We start from the raw sequence: 16,669 nt of genomic DNA, 5'->3' as shown, positions 1-16,669 counted from the left end.
TAATATAATGGAAAGCGATATAAGAAAAAGGAACATTTTACAAGTTGTCCTAGAAAGGAGCTTAAGGATGAAAAAACACTTACTAATTCCATTGAACGAAAGTAAACTTCCGCTTTTTGCTGAAACGATTGGCTTTAATCCTGCTCAAGAAAACATCAACCGGCCAAATGGTTATCCTTATTACCATTGGATTCAAACCGTCAGCGGGCAAGGGACAATCAAGTTACAAAATCAAAGAATATCCCTCCCTCCCCATAACGGCGTCCTCTTTCTGCCGAATGAGGCACATGCCTACAAAAATGAACAAAATGATAGCACTCCATGGAAAACACTCTATATAACATTTGGAGGAACAATGGTAAAAGAGATGTTAATGACACTCGGACTTTATCAATCTGCTTTTTTTCGTTGGGGAAAGGAAGCACCGATTTCTCCCTTTATTATGAACGTGTTAAAGGAAAGTGACGCAATTACAGACAGCTTTAGCGTCAGCTCCTCCTCTAATGTCTATGAATTTCTGCTGCTTTTAAAAATGTACGGGAAAACGAATAAGAACAGAGAAAAGAGTAACCTAGTAACGTTATATTCACTAGTTGACTGGATGAAGTCACGGCTTTCTAACCCAGATATCGGACTAGATGAAATGGCAGCTTTTATTCATACATCGAAACGCCATTTGAATTCATTGTTTCAGAAAAACTTTCATGTTACACCCTATGCCTATTTTGTAAGTCTACGAATCCAGCAATCTAAAAAACTCCTCTTAGAAAACAACTCCATCAGCATCAATGAAATTGCCTTACAAGTGGGCTTTCGCTCAACCAGTCACTTTGTGGCTACTTTTAGAAAAATAGTTGGTGTTCCTCCAGAAAAATACCGTCATTTAAATGGAGTATAAAGTATCTAGACACTGTATTCGAAATAAAAAAAACTCTCCCTTTTACGGGAAGTTTCTTGAACTATGAAATAAATACATATTTCAAATTCCTCCATGTCGCATAGCCTGTTGTTTATAAAAAAGATTGTCGAGAACATATCTCAACAATCTTTACTCTAACTATTTTTTATAATTTGCTTTAACTCTGTCCATTCTACTATCCGCGGGAATTTTAGATTACGATTATAGGATTGGTCCCTCATAAACACTTTCGTTTTTGGTTCATCTAAAAGGGTGTTTAGAACTCCCGGTTTATCGTCAAAGTAGTAATCTAGTTGAAGATTTTTTATGATTTGGACTTTTTCATGATCCTGCATGCCATAAAAGAACCGTTCATCGTTAACTGGAAAACCCTGACTTTTCATCCATTCTTTTGTCCGTTCACCATGTTCCTTAGGTCTAGATGTAATATAGAAAATTTCATGACCCTGCTGGTTCAGATCCTGCAATGTCTCTATCGCATTGGGGAAGGGCGGACAGGAAGTGTAATAGACCTCTTCCAATGAAGAATTCCACATAGCTCTGCCTTCCTCTTCTGTTAATCCAAACGGTTCATGTATTTCTACTCTAGTGAGTTCGTGAAATACTTCAGTAGGCACCTTTTTGCCCAAATTTTTATTATAAATATGAAAGGCATGCTGCCTTAAATCGATCAGAGTATCATCAATATCGAATCCTAATCTCATTTCTAAACTTCCTCATGGTTGTATTTCGGATAGCCAATGAATTTAAAGTCTTTCCCGATTTTTATAATCTCAGTATCCGATAATTCAACTGCATCTTTCATTTTATTGACTCCTGCCCCTTCCAAAAAGGTAGGCGCCTCTTTCCCTCCAATTAATTTTGGAGCAAAATACAAGACGACCTTATCAATTAATTGGTTTTCTAAAAAAGAGGCATTAATGGTACCTCCACCTTCAATTAACACTGACGAAATAAGATTTTCACCCAATATTTCTACTACTTCTTTCACATCTACATGTTTTGCCGCATTTGTGCGATAGACTCTTATTCCTCTAGATAAGAGTGTGTCCTCTTTGTCATGGTCAACATTCTGGCTTGTAAAAATCCACGTGTCAGCTTGTTGGTCGGTAATGACCTTTGAGTCTAGCGGTATTCTCAAGTTGGAATCCAAAATTATTCGGATGGGGTTACGTCCATTTGGAATTCTAGTTGTTAGCTCTGGATTATCTTTTATTACGGTATTAACTCCAACAAGAATAGCCATGTTTTCATTTCTGAGTTGATGTACATCCAGTCTGGACCCTTCAGATGTAATCCATTTACTGTCAGAAGAGTGAGTGGCGATTTTCCCGTCCAAGGTAATACCCGATTTTAATGTAACAAATGGCTTTTTTTGTACAATAAATTTATTAAAAACCTCATTCATTCGCATTGATTCTTCTTGGCGAATGCCAATCACCACTTCAATTCCTGCATCTTCAAGTATTTTAACACCATTACCTGAAACAACCGGATTAGGGTCGAGGGTTGCAATGACCACTTTTTTAATTCCTGCTTCCTTAATCGCAACAGCACAAGGCCCTGTTTTCCCATGATGGGAGCATGGTTCAAGCGTGACATAAATGGTTCCGCCACTTGCTTTATCACCAGCCATTCGAAGTGCATGAATTTCAGCATGCGGTTCCCCTGCCTTTAAATGTGTACCGACCCCTACTATTCGGTTCTCATTTATAATTACAGAACCTACTAACGGATTGGGATCTGTCTGCCCTTTCATGGCCTTTGCATTTTGCAAGGCTAAATCCATATAGAATTCGTGGCTAGTCATTACTACAGTTCACCTCATCACCGCTGATGTGACCGGAACGATTTATTTTTGTCTCAAGGTATTTTTCATTATACTCTGAAACATCGCCCCATAATGGTTCTCTTCCCGAAACAGGCAACCCAGCGTTTTTGAGGGCTTCTAGTTTTTTAGGATTGTTGGTCATGAGAGCAACCGGCTTACTTCTCAATGCTTTTAATACCTGTATGGCATCACTGTAATTTCTAGAATCATCAACAAAGCCAAGCGCTTGATTCGCTTCAACGGTATCATAGTTATTTTCCTGAAGAATGTACGCTAATGCTTTACTAAATAAGCCAATTCCTCGACCTTCATGGTTTGCTAAATAAAATAAGGCACCCGTGCCGTGCTCGACAATCATTTTCATAGACTGTTTTAATTGGTATCCACAGTCACACCGTTTACTGCCAAAAATATCTCCAGTATGGCATATAGAATGCATACGAATAATGGCATCATCACCGTATTCAAAGTCTCCAAAGCTAAGGACACTTGATTGTTGAAGTTCAGCTAAATTGACGGACGCCAACTTATCAATAATCCGTTCAAAATCCTCTGTTACTTCATTACAATTTAGCCAGCAATACCATTTAAATTCAACGGTTTCCCCGTACAAATTAACAGGAAGTTTTATCGGACCAACTAAATAAATTGCACCTTGTTCCGTTTTAATTAGTTGTATTTTATCTTCTAAAATCGAAAGAACTTTAGAATCAAATTTAATCTCTGCCATCGTTATTCCCCCTGGTTTTATTTTATCGTATAAGTACAACTGCCATTCTTAAGCAGCTTTATCTAAACTTATGGAGTTCTTTTATACAATAGCAAAATCAAAGTTGATGCGTCAATTAAAATATTCGTTTATATGAAATTAAGTTTACTATTAGAAAACACTTAAAACCTAATAAAAAAGCCTGTTCTTTTCTAGAAAACAGGCACTAGTTGAACTTCTTTGATATTTTATCATGTGTAACCTCGATTTTTCCCGGAAGGACAAAAAGGTACTCAATCAGACTTTCCAGTAAATCCATTAATAATGAGGTTGTCTCATAGTCCATTTCAGATTCTAATTCAAGCATTTGAAGTAGTGAGCCTCCCGTAGCGAGTAAATGACTCAGAGAATGAATAGGATTTGCCAAATCCACATGATTCGGAAGAATTTCAAGTTGCTGTGACAATGGCTGCCCTTTACTTTTTTCTTTTAGGAAATGTTTTAAGATACTTTCAATCACACGCTTCGACATTACAGCCGTAGCTGAATTTTCTCTCGCTTGATGCACATTAATCGCCGAACGGTAGGCTCTAATCAAATCCTTTGGGATATTGGGAAGACTTTCAATTTGATTGACAGCATGTTTCGCTGCTTGTATATCATATATATACGTATCCGCGTGTTCGCCTTGTTCATCATGAGCATCCTTCGTCATAATCACAAACACAGACGATTTCTTACAGGTTGGACAACTGGATTCGGTTAACACTCCATTCTTGCTGCTTTGGAAATTTGCATTAATCTTAAATTCCGTTATGTTATGACAAACTGGGCACTCACTTTGGATACTCTTTGGTATTTTAAGATTCCCATACCTTATGTAAGAATTGACGGAACCGTGATTGATCCTTCTCATTCATAAGCCTCCCAATTTAATCCATAGATTTAATACCTTAGTCCATTGGAAAATAGTCTGATTATCTTAGTTATCCCCTAAAACAATAAAATAACATATATAACTTTTTGATTTTGCAATAATAAAAACCGCCAGAAGAAATGTCTCCAGACGGTTTTTATTGAGCAGTGGGATAAATAATAGCTCTATTGATGAAATCTTCATTTCATTCTGTTACTTTACCTCAGCAGCTTCCTCTCCCTGGTAAATTCGAAATGCTGGAACAATGGTGTCCGAAACAATTTCTTTTCCCTTTTCACGAATGAAATCTAATTTATAGTAGGCAGCAAATCTTTGGCTGATTTCCGTTTTCACCAATTCGGGCGGAGTGACGACGATGAATTGGAACTTTAGTTTCTCAGCAACTGCGAAGATGGGGTCAAGTACATGTGCCGATGCAGCTTGTCCGAACGGATTATCACAGACTAAAGGAACCCAGCTTTGATCGGTTTCGCTTTTAACGGACAATAGCATCATCATCATAACCATTCTGGCTGATAATTTTTGTCCTCCACTGCCATCAGATTTCGTTTTTGAGCCTTGATTAATGGTCTGCCAGGTTGAATAATGCTCTCTCTGCGGTTTACCGTACATAAAGGCATTATCTGTCCTCATATTATAAACAAGTAACTCAGGATATCGATTTCGAAGGGAGACAAATAAAATTTGCTCATCACTAATGAGTTGCTTTATCTCTTGGTCTAATAATCGATTTTGATCATCAATCATATCAAATTGATTCGTAATTTTATTAATGGCTGTTACGAAATGTTGCTTTAGCAGTGGTTCGATATCTTCAGCCTTTTTAGGTAAAATATCTTCTTTTAGCTGGACAAGCGGGAAGGATCCTCGTTCATTTTTGAGCTTCATTTTGGCAATCATTGAACGAATGGCCTCTGAAATACTCATCACTTTCATACTCGCACGGCTTGCCCAGAAGGTTTGAGCCTTTTCTGCCCTTTCTTTGTCGCGTTCTAATTGCTCCAAACCACTCTGTGAAAAACGCTTCATATTTTTAACAATGCTTTGAATATGCGTATAATGCCTTGTATCCATATGGTCAAGTGTGGTAAGTACTTCATTTTTAAAGCGAATCTCCCAATCCTTGCCTTCAATCGTAAGCTTTAAATTACGTAAGGATTGATCAATTTTCGCGTGCTTTTCTTGACCTTCTTCCTGAATCTTTTGATGTTCTTCACACCAGGATAAGATACAAGCTTTGCCTTGATTCTTAATCTTTTCTATATCCTGCTCAGTAAATGCCGCCGCTTCTTCCTTTAGAATAACAGACAGCGTTAACAGATCCCCTTCATACCCCGTAATATTTGTTTCTGTTTCTTTTCGACGCTTCTCAGTCTGCTTTACTTCCTCTTTTGCTAACTTCGCTTGGTCTTTGATTTCTACGTCTTTAACTTCTAAGTCAAGTTCTTCCCATTTCTCAGGCTGTTTTTCATGCTTTTCTAGCTTTTTGCCTGACTTGTCTCGCTGTTCAGTCGCAAGCTGTAAGGATGTTTCTGCTACTGTGACAGCTGTTCCTTGTTCACGTTCATCTTTTTCCGCTGTTTTCGCTTCCTTGTTTGCGGTTTGCAGCATATTTTCTACTATACTCATAGGTTCATCTGGTTCTCGAACACTATTCCAATCGTTATTAAGAGTACTGAGTTTTTTCTCTAATTTCCTTTGCTGCTTTTGTTCAGTTTCTTTCTTCGCCTGGATAATGAGTAATTCTCTAGCCTGTTCTTCCTTTGATTTTTGTAACTGTTTTAACTCGTCGATACTTCCTTTAATTTCTTCTAATAAATGAGATGAAAGGCGTGGGACCTCTTCACACAGATCCGCTTTTTCATCAGCAGGAAATACTGCTTCTTCAATAAAGTAGGCAATTTCCTTTATCGTTTGTTCCGTGGTCAGCTTCCATTCAAAATAGGTTTGACTCCACTTATTTTGCAGATCAACGACCATTTGATGCTCTTTAGCTATTTCTAGCTGCTGTAGAACTAAAGTGTCCTTTAGTTTCTCTTTCTCTAGTTTCACGCGTTCATTTTCTTGATGCAGCATTTTTTCTTGAACAAAATCCTCTAATGTTTCTACGTCTCTTTTAAGCTTTTTTATTTTTATTTTTGTCTTCTCCAGCTGTTCTTTTAGCTGAAGTTGTAATTCTTTTTCTTTGTCTTGCTGTGTGGTAATTTCCTGTAAATTCGCTTTCTTAGCAAGGAGGGCGTTTTGTTCCTGATTAATCGCCTTCTCAATATCCCTAGAAAGCTCGCTCGATAAGAGTCGATCAATTTCTTTTAGAGTACGACGTAAGGAAATTTCTGTTTTTTCGATTTCTATTAGCGTATCTTTCTTCTCTTCTATTTGTTTAGCAATCTTAATTTTCCAATGAGTGAAGGTGTTTTTATCTGTTAATAGCTCTTGCTCAGTTCCGTTAATCATCACAAATGACGTCTGCTGGGTTTCGCTATTCATTTCCTCACGTAAGAAAATCGGAACAGGACTTTTAAACATTCTTCCGGAAAGAACCTGCTGATTAATTTTTTGCCATTGGTATTTGCTTACGACCAAACCATATGGAAGGAGCGGATCCTTTATAATGGACTTTGCCATTTCCTCTGGACTTAAGGATTGGAGAAATTGGGATCCATAGAACACATCAATGCCTGTTTTCTCATCGATCCATTCCTTTAATTCTTTCACATCTTTATTCGCAATCCAGAAATGTTCATCATTTAAGGAATGGTCGATTTGTGTTTCCCAAAGGTCTTTTTTTATTTTTTCCCCTTGTAGATGGTTATTGCCAAGTATTTCTTCTATCTGTAAGCCATACTTTGATAAAAGAGAGTGAGTAAACGGCACCGTGACTTCGTCTAATAAACCATGAAGCTTATTACCTAGTTTTTCTTCTCTTTGCTTTTGCTCTTCATTTGCTCTATTCAATTCTTCACATTTTTCTTCTGAAAACTGGATAGCTTGGGCAAGCGTACCATGTGAAGTGGCCAGTTGATTTTGCCGTTCATTAGAGTCCTTTTCGTTAGCGTATAGTTCATCTAGTTTTGCCTTTTTGTCTTCTATTTGCTTTGATAGACTCTCAATAAAGCCTTTTAAGTCATAGGTTACACGGTCGCCAAATTCTTTGATGAGTGTCGTTTCCTTCGACTCAAAGGCATGAATTTGCGTATACAGTAAATCGATTTCTGTAGAAGCCTGAGCGATCGCCTTCGTCTTTTGTTTATCCTGTTGCGAAAGCTCCGCTCCCTTTTTCTTTAAGAACTTTTGATAAGCTAAATACTGCTTAACAGCTTCTTGTAACGTTTGATAAGAATGCTCCCAGTACATTTTAGCTTCTTTTTTGATTTCGTCCATTCTTTGATTCACTTGCTCTAAGCCGCTATTTTGTTCCAATTTCTCTATTTGTTGTGAAAGAGAGCGAATCGTCTGTTCGTTTTCACTCCACTCTTTCAATAAAAGCTGAAAGGCTAACTGTTCCTTTCGCTCCTGTTTTTCCTTCAAAATTTCTAGTAAGGAAGTATGCTTACTCTTTTCTTCTACTAGTTTCTTTTCCCAGTCCATAACCGCTCTGTGTGCTTTTGCAAAATCTAAATTATCTTTTTGAAAGCGTAGTTCTGCTTGCCTGATGGTTAATTTCTCCATGTCTTTTTCTAAAGTACACAGTGTTTCCTCTTCCGTTTGTTTCAAATGGTCTAATGCACCAAGAAGCTGTCTTCCTACCTTTATACTGCCCTGAACTATTTCCTTATGTTCTACACCTTTTGCCAGATGCTCTTCAAATGGGACGATGTCCTCTAAGAACTCTTTATGGGCCTGCTCTCTTTTTAAGAGAACAGGCAGGTCCTTCGCGATACTAGCCTGACTTTTGAAAATCTCGACAAGATCATTCTTTTGGTGTTCTGTCCGGTGCAGTACTTGACTAACAGTTGGAATAATTCGTTTCTGGAACAAGGAATGATCATCCTCCGCTCCCTCAAAGTATTTGCCAACTCCGCCTTCATCCTTGTTAATATCCTTCATTATATCCCAGTCTTTACGGTTAATTCCGTATGTATCAAGGATCCGGTAATGTTTCTTCGTATCTCGGTAAACGTCATATCCGTTCCATTTCAAATAGTCCTTCAAGCTTTCAATTTCTGCAACCTCATCATTTTCATAGAGCGGGATATGCTCAAGGGCTGCCTCTTCTTTCCGTTCAAATTCTCTTGTATAAAAAGTAATGTTAGGGAGGATATTTGCTTCCTGTTCCAAAGTCCTGCTTTCATTGCTATTTTCTTCACTCATCGAAATCCGCTGTTCAGCTGAAAACATGCCTCCAGTAATCAGATGTCTGCGGTCCGCACCGTCCAATTCCCATTGAATAAGAACATGAAAAGTATATGGAATAAATTGCTCCTTATTATTAAAGAAGAACTGCTGATAATAACGATTGTTTTGTTTTCCCCATGAAGTTCCAGGTTTGAGAATTTGGAAGATGGTTTGAAGGAAAACACCTTTCCCGCCGCCATTCATCATCGCAATAAGGCCATTTGTTGATGTATCATCATTATGAAAATTAAAGGTGGTATCTTTATATTGCTTTTGCATGCCATCATACTTAAGGTTAACAATTCTAATTCGATTGATTTTCGGCATGCTCCTCATCCTCCTCTGGTGTCATTAATTTTTTTAATAATTCGTAACGGTCATAATCGTGGTATAGGTATTCAATTCGCTCAAAAAGCTCTTGTTTTGGAATTGCCTTAGCTATATCATCCCGATCGAGGATGACGATCAGGCCCTCCGTCTCTAATAAGCGCATTGCACCTGCAATTAACCCAATTCTGGTTCTTCTATTCCCTTTTTTCACACCGTAATCATCTGTGTCAACCTCCATGTACTTCCAAGTGGTCACCACTTCCCTCATATCGATTCGTTCCGCTTCTCCGAAGGTAGGTTTTGACTTTAGAATGTTGTCCCAACTCATGATGAGGTCATTTACTTGCCGTTCTAAAGCGTAGAAGCTGATCCCTTCCCGCTTCGTACGGATTTTCGCAGCCTGATTACGGTCTATACTAGCTAAAAAAGCCATAATGACCATGCTCATAAGATGAAAATGTTTTTTCGTTTCGACCTGCTTATGTCTTTCTTTCATATGTGTAAAATTCGTTGCAAAGACGGAACCGGTCGGCTGGACCACTAGTTGAATACGCTTAGCTGATTCAATGATATATGTACCTGATTCGTCTGCTAATAAAAGAACGGTCTGTCTCACATCCGGATCAAAGTAAGTCTGAAAGTGTTCACTATTTTCATCAATTACTTTGTCTTTTATTAATGTAAAATAGACAGCAGATGCTCTTTTAATCGTTTCTGCATTCATCATTTCTCCCCCTGTACACATATTTTAAAAGGTGTTATTTTCATTCTGTACCAGGTGAAAGGCTCTGCTCGGTGATCAAACATCGTAAAGATCTTCAAGCCTTCAAACACCTGAAATTGCGGATACTCCCTCATTAATTTATAAAGAAGAATTTCCCTCTCGTCGCTTAATGTTTCTTCTTTTCGATGAAGAACTTGAACCTTTAGCGGTTTTTTATCAAACATCATCCATAAATCAATCGTTTCGGATTCTTCAAACCATAAATCCTGTACTTCTAATGGAAGCTCAACTAAATCCGCTAACGAAAACTCTCCGTATGTTTGTAAATACTGAAAAACATAACTCCATGCCTTAATAACTGAATCCCAGTTCGTGACTCGCTGACGAGTAATCCCTTCTTCTATCTCATCTTCCACTAACGTCTCGGTAATTTGTTTTTCATCATATTCCTGCTCGCCCCAAATCCATTCAAGCGGCAAAATAAACTCATTCTTGGGTGAGAATAATGGTGAAAGGACACTTTCTGCCACTTTAAAACTTTGAATGCCTTCCTTCATTAACCAATTTTCATAAAAATGCTCGCGAAAGGAGACAAGGCTGTTTTCCCAAAATAGGGAAGGATTTTCTGCTTTCAATTTCATCTCATATGAAATATTTTGAATGACCAGCTTGGCAAATCGATCATGTAATTGTCTTGTATGGCCAATTTTTTCTTGGAGAACAATTAATTCCTTCTGTATAAAATCATCCTCTTCGTTCCTGCGTTTCGTTTTTTCGATCATACTAGTGATCGTACGGAAGTGGTTTTTCTCTTCTTCAAATTGCTTTTCAATCTCAACACGGTTATCTGCCCTTTGCATTTCTTCTTCAATCAATAATATTTTGGGATTGTTGATCATTTCCTTTTGAAAGGTGAATTCATTTGCCATTAAGCGGTTTACTCGTGAAATGAGGTGATCGAGGTTTCGAGTAGCTTTTCGAAAATTACCGTTTTTAATGAGCTGCATACTATAGAGCTGTTCTATCGTGATGGAGAATTCCTCAGCCATTTCCCTGCTCATAAAAATCATTTCTTGAGCGATATCTGTTAGTTTATACACAATAGATCCGCCCATCTCTAAATTCGTATACAATTCATCCATTGTGACATATCGAAAGACCTGAGTTTCCCAGGATTGTCTTATTTCATCGTAATATAAGGCCTCAAACGGTTTACTATACTCTTCTTTTCCCTGATACAGGAGCCCGCTTGTAATCCTTTCAATTTGCTTATCATCTGCTAAAAGCTTCATTTGTTTGATGGAGTCTCCCACCATATACTTGATATCGGCTTTACGTCGATGATCATCGTCATTTAATTCTCTATAGAAAATGGTAAGGAGCACTTGCATGAGAATGGTTTGGATATGCGGCCTCAGCTCTCCTACTTCCATTCCCCTCCCAAGCTCAAACAGTGGATTTAATCGTTGCATTCTTAGGGCGAAGCCTTCCCATGATTCGTTCACGTCCATCTCCTCCATGTTTCAATTGTTAAAACTTCCTGTGGGATCCGCTTATTTTCCTGCCATAGTTGTTGTAATAGGTTTTGCTCCTTTTCCGTAAACCATTGAAAGAAAGCATCACGGTATTTGATGTTTTGGGTTTGACCTTGTTTCTGATCATTCCTTTGCTCAAGACATTCAAGCATTTTGCGATAAACTTTCAAGGCTGGCTGAATACAGCAATCACGGTATTTTTCAATAAGCCGAATGAGGATACCATATCCTGCGGCATCTAAGTCTCCTGCGTAATAGAAAAGATAATTTTTTGACGGAAACATTCGGAAGAAAAATGAAAAGCTTCGTTCAATTTTAGTCCCTTCCCCATAAATGATTAGCTCAGGTTCATAATCAAGTTCATTCGCTTCTAATAACTTAATGGAAGTATGAAAGAATGATAGATTTTCAACGATCAGGACTCGCTGAATATCTTTTATTTCTATTCCCTGCTTCATCCAAAATACAAAAGGTTCCCCGAAATTGACCATTTTTAGTTGCTCTTCTGATACTCCAATTCTAGCTAAAAAACCTTTTCCTTCAGGAAAGCTATCAGCATCTAATAAGAACTTTTCATGCCCGAAAAGTTCAAGGCTTCTTTCTTCTAATGAAACGGTTTCCCGTTCCCGGCAGGTCTTTAGAAAAGTATAGACCTTCAGGATTCGATCCCATTCATCCTCCGTCTGCCAATCCGGATGCTTTTCATAAAAAGAAAAATCAAACTGATCGCCTAGTTTCATCATCTCGAGTCGATCCCATTTGACTATGTTCATTTTTATATTAACCCAGTAAAAGAGTGGCAGAGCTGGTATTTTCCCATTATATTGGTTATTTTGAATAGCAATTAGTTGTCCTTCCACCTGCAAAGCTTCGATTGCACGATAAAACAACGAATACCCGTCCATTTCGAAATAATCATCCGTAAGCCTTCTCAATTGAAGTTCCAAATCATTAATATTTATCCTCTTCTTTTGTTTAGGGTGCTGAATATCTTCAACAAAACCCCTCACCCTTGTTTCAATGACGTCGATTGTAATCACCTGCCTACATGATCATAGTGTTAGTAATATACTGTTACTACGATTTTGAATATCCTTATATTATAGACTAGTTATGTTATTGTAGGTAAATGAAAATTTTTTTAATATAATATGGAGGCTGCAAATCAAGGAGTTTTATTTTGACCTATATCAGATAGGAACTTTATCAATTTGTTTCCATATCAAAAAGAACCCATCACATTCGTGTTGGATTCTATTTAGAGACGAATTTCACTTATAAATCAGCCAGTTTACACAACTTCTTAAGATTTGTAAAAAATCTTGGTTGATCAATCCCTCTTTCGTATGGGCAGGTGTTAAACAACATACCTTGCCAGACCCAAAACTGTGGGACCACCCTGCTACTGCCTGTCCATCAATAGATTCAGATAAAAGGAATATATTTGTATTCTCAGTATCACAATGTACAAAATAATGCTCATCGATCATTTCGAATGAAGTAGATAGAGGAAGGACAGAGTTGCCTTCCGAAGAGTGGTAATGGACCATCTGATGCTTTTCGGGATGATACAAAAAATGTCCTTTTAACATTTTTATGTAAGAACCGTCGACAGGGAATGATGCTAATCCTGAATGCCATACAAGCCAGCCCCCGCCATTTTGTACATATTTTGTGATTTCTAACGCAATATCTTCCGTCATCCATTTTTCTACGTTTTCTTCAGCAGGATTGACTCTATTTTCTTTAAAATGGACCACAACATCCGGCTTATTCTTTAGTACCTCTTTTAATTGTTCAGGGGAGAAATATTCAATTTGAAGGTCTCCCTTATTACAATTCAGTGCAGTTTCAAGTGATTGTTTCGCCCATTCACTCTGATGATAATAATCGCCAAGCACCGCTGCCAATTTAATCATTTCGTTCACCACCTTTTTTTATAACGGCATAGAATGTCCTTCATAGGTGATAAAAACATTCCTACTATCAATCACTCGTTTTCTTTCTATAATATCGAATATTCCTTTGGCCGTGTCAATAGGGCTCCCTGGTGCACTCTCGCCGCCCATGTCTGTCCTAATCCACCCCGGATGTATGGAGTAAACGTGGACATTATTACTCTGTACATACTGACTCAATTGCTGACTGAACATGTTCAATGCGGTTTTTGAAGATGCATATGCATAATCACCGCCATATGCATTGGTTATACTTCCCGCTTCAGAAGAAATATTAATAATTGACGAACGATCACCCATCATTAAAAGAGGAAGGAAGTGTTTCACCACTCTAATTGGACCAAAGAAATTCACTTCGAAGGTTATTTTTACTTGGTCAAGATCCAAGTCCTCAAGTCGCTTACCCCTTTCTAATAAAATCCCTGCATTATTAATGATTACATCAATGGTTCCAAAATTCTCTTTCACAAAATGTGCAGCTACAGAAACCGATTCTTCATCTGTTACATCTAAAGGCAGAAATGAAATTGACTTATAGATTTCAGATTGTGTTAAACTTTCTTTGCTTTTCTGGGGATCTCTGACCCCAGCAAGAATTTGATGTCCTCTTTCTGCCCCAACCTGTGATAATGCTAACCCTAGACCTCTATTTGCACCCGTTATCAAAATCCGCATTCTTTTATCCCACCTTATAATGGTGGAGGAGAACCCATTAAGAATCTCCTCCCGTTTATATTTATCTGTCGTTTTCCAATAATTCCATGACTATTTTAAGATCATTGAATGTGTCCATATATGCGTATCTTCCACCGGTGTATTCACCTTTTTGCAGTAATGGCATTTGCTTACTTTCCATTATTGCAATTTTTTCTTTCATTCCTTGTACGAAAAAAGCAATATGGTGAGGTCCTTCACCGTGTTCATCCAGATGCTTCCGCCACGTACTTGGATTATGATCCGGTTCAATTAATTCTAATTGCAGTGAGCCCATGTCAAAGAATGCTAGTTTGGCGCGAGCCTCAGTTGGGTTACCTTCAAACTCTGTTTTTGCGCGTTCCAATGCGTCCGTTAAACTCCATTCAGGTTTTTCGATACCAAAGAAATCAGCATAAGCCTGGCTTGTTTTTTCAATATCATTAACAAGGATACCGATTTGAGCAATCACGTTCGTTCCAAGTGCATTTTTTTCTGTCATTAGAAAGTAACCTCCTATTATTTACGTTCACGATAGGTAAAAAGATCAAAATCTGCCTCCTCACATCGATTAAACAGATTTATTAATAGATTTTTCTGTTTAGCTCATCCTTGATTCCTGATTTTCTATAAAAATAGGTATTGATCATATCCCGCCATTCTTTTGAATGGTTTGCCTGTTCTTTTAATCTGTTTAAGATATCTTCAAAGCGCTCCGGATCGATCTTTTCCTTCAGCTGTATCCAAGTTTCAACTAATTCCTCAGCCTCTTCTACCCCTTCAAAGTGCGAATTATAAATATGTTGTATCACTGTTATTCCTGAATGTAGCTTATGTGTATATGGAACATGATGGAAAAATAACAGCAATTCATCCGGGCATGTTTCAAGTCTTTCATACATATCCGCATTTTCTTTAAAATACTGAGAAGTGTAACCAGTACCTGTTTTTACACTCCTGTCGACTCCAATTCCTTCCCAATCAGCAAAGTGGTACGTTCCCCAAACGGAGTATTCATACCCATCGACATTGGGTCCATAATGATGATTCGGGTTTACCATCCAGCCAACACCGAGTGGTGACGTATATTTTTCATAGATACTCCATGAATTTAACAGCATCTTGCTTACCAGCACTTTAACCAATTGATCATCGCCAAAGGTTTGCCCGATCCATTCATCCGTAATACTTTCAACTGTAAGGTCTGGGTTCCATGTCAAGCGACCAAATCCGTACAGATTAGCTTGTGCCAGCGTATGCCCGGTCCAATTATAATCACTTCCAATATTGGAAACGGCGGTAATTCCGCTATAGCTATTTTGGAACAGGGAGCCATCTACTACCTTTTTGACCTCAGAACCTCTACCTTTTGCATACGTGTCAAAATCAAGGAATTCCTTCCATTGCGGAACGAGGTAACAAAGATGTCTTTGTTGGCCTGTATATTCTTGAGTAATTTGGAATTCCAACATTTGATTTGTTTTTTCCATTGCTCCAAATAATGGTGAAACAGCTTCACGTACTTGGAAATCCATTGGACCATTCTTAATCTGTAAAATAACATTGGAATGGAACTCGCCATCTAGTGGTTGAAAATGGTCGTATGCCGCTCTTGCTCTGTCTGTGGAGCGATCACGCCAATCTTGGAGGCAGTTGTAGACGAAACATCTCCAAAGAACAATTCCATTAAAAGGCTGTAGTGCTTCTGCGAGCATATTTGCACCATTTGCATGACTTCGGCCATATGTAAAGGGACCAGGGCGGTGTTCTGAGTCGGCTTTCACTAGGAATCCACCGAAGTCAGGAATATAGCTATATATTTCTTCTGCTTTATCCTTCCACCATTCTCGAACCTCAGAATCCAGCGGGTCTGCTGTTGGTAAATTTCCAATTTGAATGGTACTCGCATAATTTACGCTAAGGAATGTTGTAATCCCATAAGCCCTAAAAACACCTGAAACTTCAGCCACTTTAGGCAGCAAGGAGCTTGTAATTAAATTCGTCTCCACCTGGTGAACGTTCACGTTATTAATTGCAATTCCATTAATACCAACTGAAGCTAGCAGCCTGGCATAATCTTCAATTCTAGTAAGCTCATTAGTGAATTGATAATCTTTATAAAAAATCGAGTTTCCTGCATAACCACGTTCAATACTGCCATCCATATTATCCCACTGATTCAGCATTCGTAATTGATTTTTAGGGTTTTCAACGATCTCTAGCTGGTGTAAATTTTCTCTGTTTTGCATGAGGCGTAATAAGTGAAAGCTACCATATAAGACACCTTTATCTTTTTTTCCCACAAGGAAAATCGTAGTTCTCTGACCAAAAGTAACGGTTTTAATTACGTATCCATCATCATTTAGTTGATTAAAATCTATATCTACTAAATCACCAACAGAATCCTTAACGGCGATCACAAGGCCAGATTGTTGTTGGATTTCAGATCTTGTACCAGGATGAATCCCTAACATAGAAGAAATACCCAGGAAAAGTTCTTTCTTAGCAGATTCTATTACTGGAGAATCCCCTAAAACAGTAATGCTTCCGCACCACTGGGTATATTTTTTTGCTGTAGCCTGATCTTCAATCTTTTTATATTGCAGCCATGCAGCATAACTTTCTTTATGCTTCGCCTTCAATAAATCTGTAGTATTTTTTGAGATAATCTCATTCGTACTTTTCAATATCTGTCCTC

Annotated in this window: 13 protein-coding genes; 1 reads left to right on the top strand and 12 read right to left on the bottom strand. The window is 38.1% G+C overall.

Going from position 1 to position 16,669, the window contains the following annotated elements:
• The first annotated feature begins 67 nt into the window (after positions 1 to 67).
• Positions 68 to 898, top strand: coding sequence for an AraC family transcriptional regulator (locus BTR25_RS16510; RefSeq protein ID WP_075689143.1), 831 nt, complete (start codon positions 68 to 70; stop codon positions 896 to 898).
• 155 nt (positions 899 to 1,053) lie between these two features.
• Here the strand turns inward: BTR25_RS16510 and BTR25_RS16505 are convergent, their stop codons facing one another.
• From BTR25_RS16505 to BTR25_RS16450, 12 genes are all read right to left on the bottom strand, one after another.
• Positions 1,054 to 1,623 carry a 5' nucleotidase, NT5C type gene (locus tag BTR25_RS16505; RefSeq protein ID WP_075689142.1) on the bottom strand — a complete coding sequence of 190 codons (570 nt, stop codon included), beginning with the start codon at positions 1,621 to 1,623 and terminating at the stop codon, positions 1,054 to 1,056.
• A gap of 2 nt (positions 1,624 to 1,625) precedes the next feature.
• Positions 1,626 to 2,729 carry a bifunctional diaminohydroxyphosphoribosylaminopyrimidine deaminase/5-amino-6-(5-phosphoribosylamino)uracil reductase RibD gene (gene ribD, locus BTR25_RS16500; RefSeq protein WP_075689141.1) on the bottom strand — a complete coding sequence of 368 codons (1,104 nt, stop codon included), beginning with the start codon at positions 2,727 to 2,729 and terminating at the stop codon, positions 1,626 to 1,628.
• Entirely contained in the window at positions 2,722 to 3,480 is a 759-nt protein-coding gene (locus BTR25_RS16495) for a GTP cyclohydrolase II (protein ID WP_075689140.1), read from the bottom strand. The genes ribD and BTR25_RS16495 overlap by 8 nt, the downstream gene beginning before the upstream one ends.
• Before the next feature lie 205 nt (positions 3,481 to 3,685).
• Positions 3,686 to 4,375: a hypothetical protein gene (locus tag BTR25_RS16490; RefSeq protein WP_075689139.1), complete on the bottom strand. Its 690-nt coding sequence runs from the start codon at positions 4,373 to 4,375 to the stop codon at positions 3,686 to 3,688.
• A 213-nt stretch (positions 4,376 to 4,588) separates the two neighbouring features.
• The gene (locus BTR25_RS16485; protein ID WP_075689138.1) at positions 4,589 to 9,058 is read right to left on the bottom strand and encodes a coiled-coil domain-containing protein; all 4,470 of its coding nucleotides are present in this window, start codon (positions 9,056 to 9,058) and stop codon (positions 4,589 to 4,591) included.
• Positions 9,036 to 9,788: a DUF6063 family protein gene (locus BTR25_RS16480; protein WP_254842733.1), complete on the bottom strand. Its 753-nt coding sequence runs from the start codon at positions 9,786 to 9,788 to the stop codon at positions 9,036 to 9,038. The genes BTR25_RS16485 and BTR25_RS16480 overlap by 23 nt, the downstream gene beginning before the upstream one ends.
• Positions 9,785 to 11,296 carry a hypothetical protein gene (locus tag BTR25_RS16475; protein WP_254842732.1) on the bottom strand — a complete coding sequence of 504 codons (1,512 nt, stop codon included), beginning with the start codon at positions 11,294 to 11,296 and terminating at the stop codon, positions 9,785 to 9,787. The genes BTR25_RS16480 and BTR25_RS16475 overlap by 4 nt, the downstream gene beginning before the upstream one ends.
• A complete protein-coding gene (locus tag BTR25_RS16470; protein WP_075689135.1) occupies positions 11,287 to 12,360 on the bottom strand; it encodes a Wadjet anti-phage system protein JetD domain-containing protein in 1,074 nt (357 codons plus the stop codon). The genes BTR25_RS16475 and BTR25_RS16470 overlap by 10 nt, the downstream gene beginning before the upstream one ends.
• Before the next feature lie 231 nt (positions 12,361 to 12,591).
• The gene (locus BTR25_RS16465) at positions 12,592 to 13,239 is read right to left on the bottom strand and encodes a ThuA domain-containing protein (protein WP_075689134.1); all 648 of its coding nucleotides are present in this window, start codon (positions 13,237 to 13,239) and stop codon (positions 12,592 to 12,594) included.
• An 18-nt stretch (positions 13,240 to 13,257) separates the two neighbouring features.
• Positions 13,258 to 13,953, bottom strand: coding sequence for an SDR family oxidoreductase (locus BTR25_RS16460; protein WP_075689133.1), 696 nt, complete (start codon positions 13,951 to 13,953; stop codon positions 13,258 to 13,260).
• Between the two features lie 61 nt (positions 13,954 to 14,014).
• Entirely contained in the window at positions 14,015 to 14,473 is a 459-nt protein-coding gene (locus BTR25_RS16455) for a VOC family protein (protein ID WP_075689132.1), read from the bottom strand.
• An 82-nt stretch (positions 14,474 to 14,555) separates the two neighbouring features.
• The gene (locus tag BTR25_RS16450; RefSeq protein WP_483295263.1) at positions 14,556 to 16,658 is read right to left on the bottom strand and encodes an alpha-glucuronidase family glycosyl hydrolase; all 2,103 of its coding nucleotides are present in this window, start codon (positions 16,656 to 16,658) and stop codon (positions 14,556 to 14,558) included.
• Between the last annotated feature and the right edge of the window lie 11 nt (positions 16,659 to 16,669).

The organism is Bacillus sp. MRMR6 (genome assembly GCF_001940785.1).
Lineage (GTDB): Bacteria > Bacillota > Bacilli > Bacillales > Cytobacillaceae > Neobacillus.
Note: the sequence above shows the minus strand (reverse complement) of the source record. Positions and strands in the feature narration are given on the sequence as shown.

Excerpts from the sequence above, each read along its gene's own strand:
- BTR25_RS16505 (WP_075689142.1), bottom strand. The coding sequence starts at position 1,623 with ATGAGATTAGGATTCGATATTGATGATACTCTGATCGATTTAAGGCAG.
- BTR25_RS16465 (WP_075689134.1), bottom strand. The coding sequence starts at position 13,239 with ATGATTAAATTGGCAGCGGTGCTTGGCGATTATTATCATCAGAGTGAA.
- BTR25_RS16460 (WP_075689133.1), bottom strand. The coding sequence starts at position 13,953 with ATGCGGATTTTGATAACGGGTGCAAATAGAGGTCTAGGGTTAGCATTA.
- BTR25_RS16475 (WP_254842732.1), bottom strand. The coding sequence starts at position 11,296 with ATGGACGTGAACGAATCATGGGAAGGCTTCGCCCTAAGAATGCAACGA.
- BTR25_RS16510 (WP_075689143.1), top strand. The coding sequence starts at position 68 with ATGAAAAAACACTTACTAATTCCATTGAACGAAAGTAAACTTCCGCTT.
- ribD (WP_075689141.1), bottom strand. The coding sequence starts at position 2,729 with ATGACTAGCCACGAATTCTATATGGATTTAGCCTTGCAAAATGCAAAG.
- BTR25_RS16485 (WP_075689138.1), bottom strand. The coding sequence starts at position 9,058 with ATGCCGAAAATCAATCGAATTAGAATTGTTAACCTTAAGTATGATGGC.
- BTR25_RS16455 (WP_075689132.1), bottom strand. The coding sequence starts at position 14,473 with ATGACAGAAAAAAATGCACTTGGAACGAACGTGATTGCTCAAATCGGT.
- BTR25_RS16480 (WP_254842733.1), bottom strand. The coding sequence starts at position 9,788 with ATGATGAATGCAGAAACGATTAAAAGAGCATCTGCTGTCTATTTTACA.
- BTR25_RS16490 (WP_075689139.1), bottom strand. The coding sequence starts at position 4,375 with ATGAGAAGGATCAATCACGGTTCCGTCAATTCTTACATAAGGTATGGG.
- BTR25_RS16495 (WP_075689140.1), bottom strand. The coding sequence starts at position 3,480 with ATGGCAGAGATTAAATTTGATTCTAAAGTTCTTTCGATTTTAGAAGAT.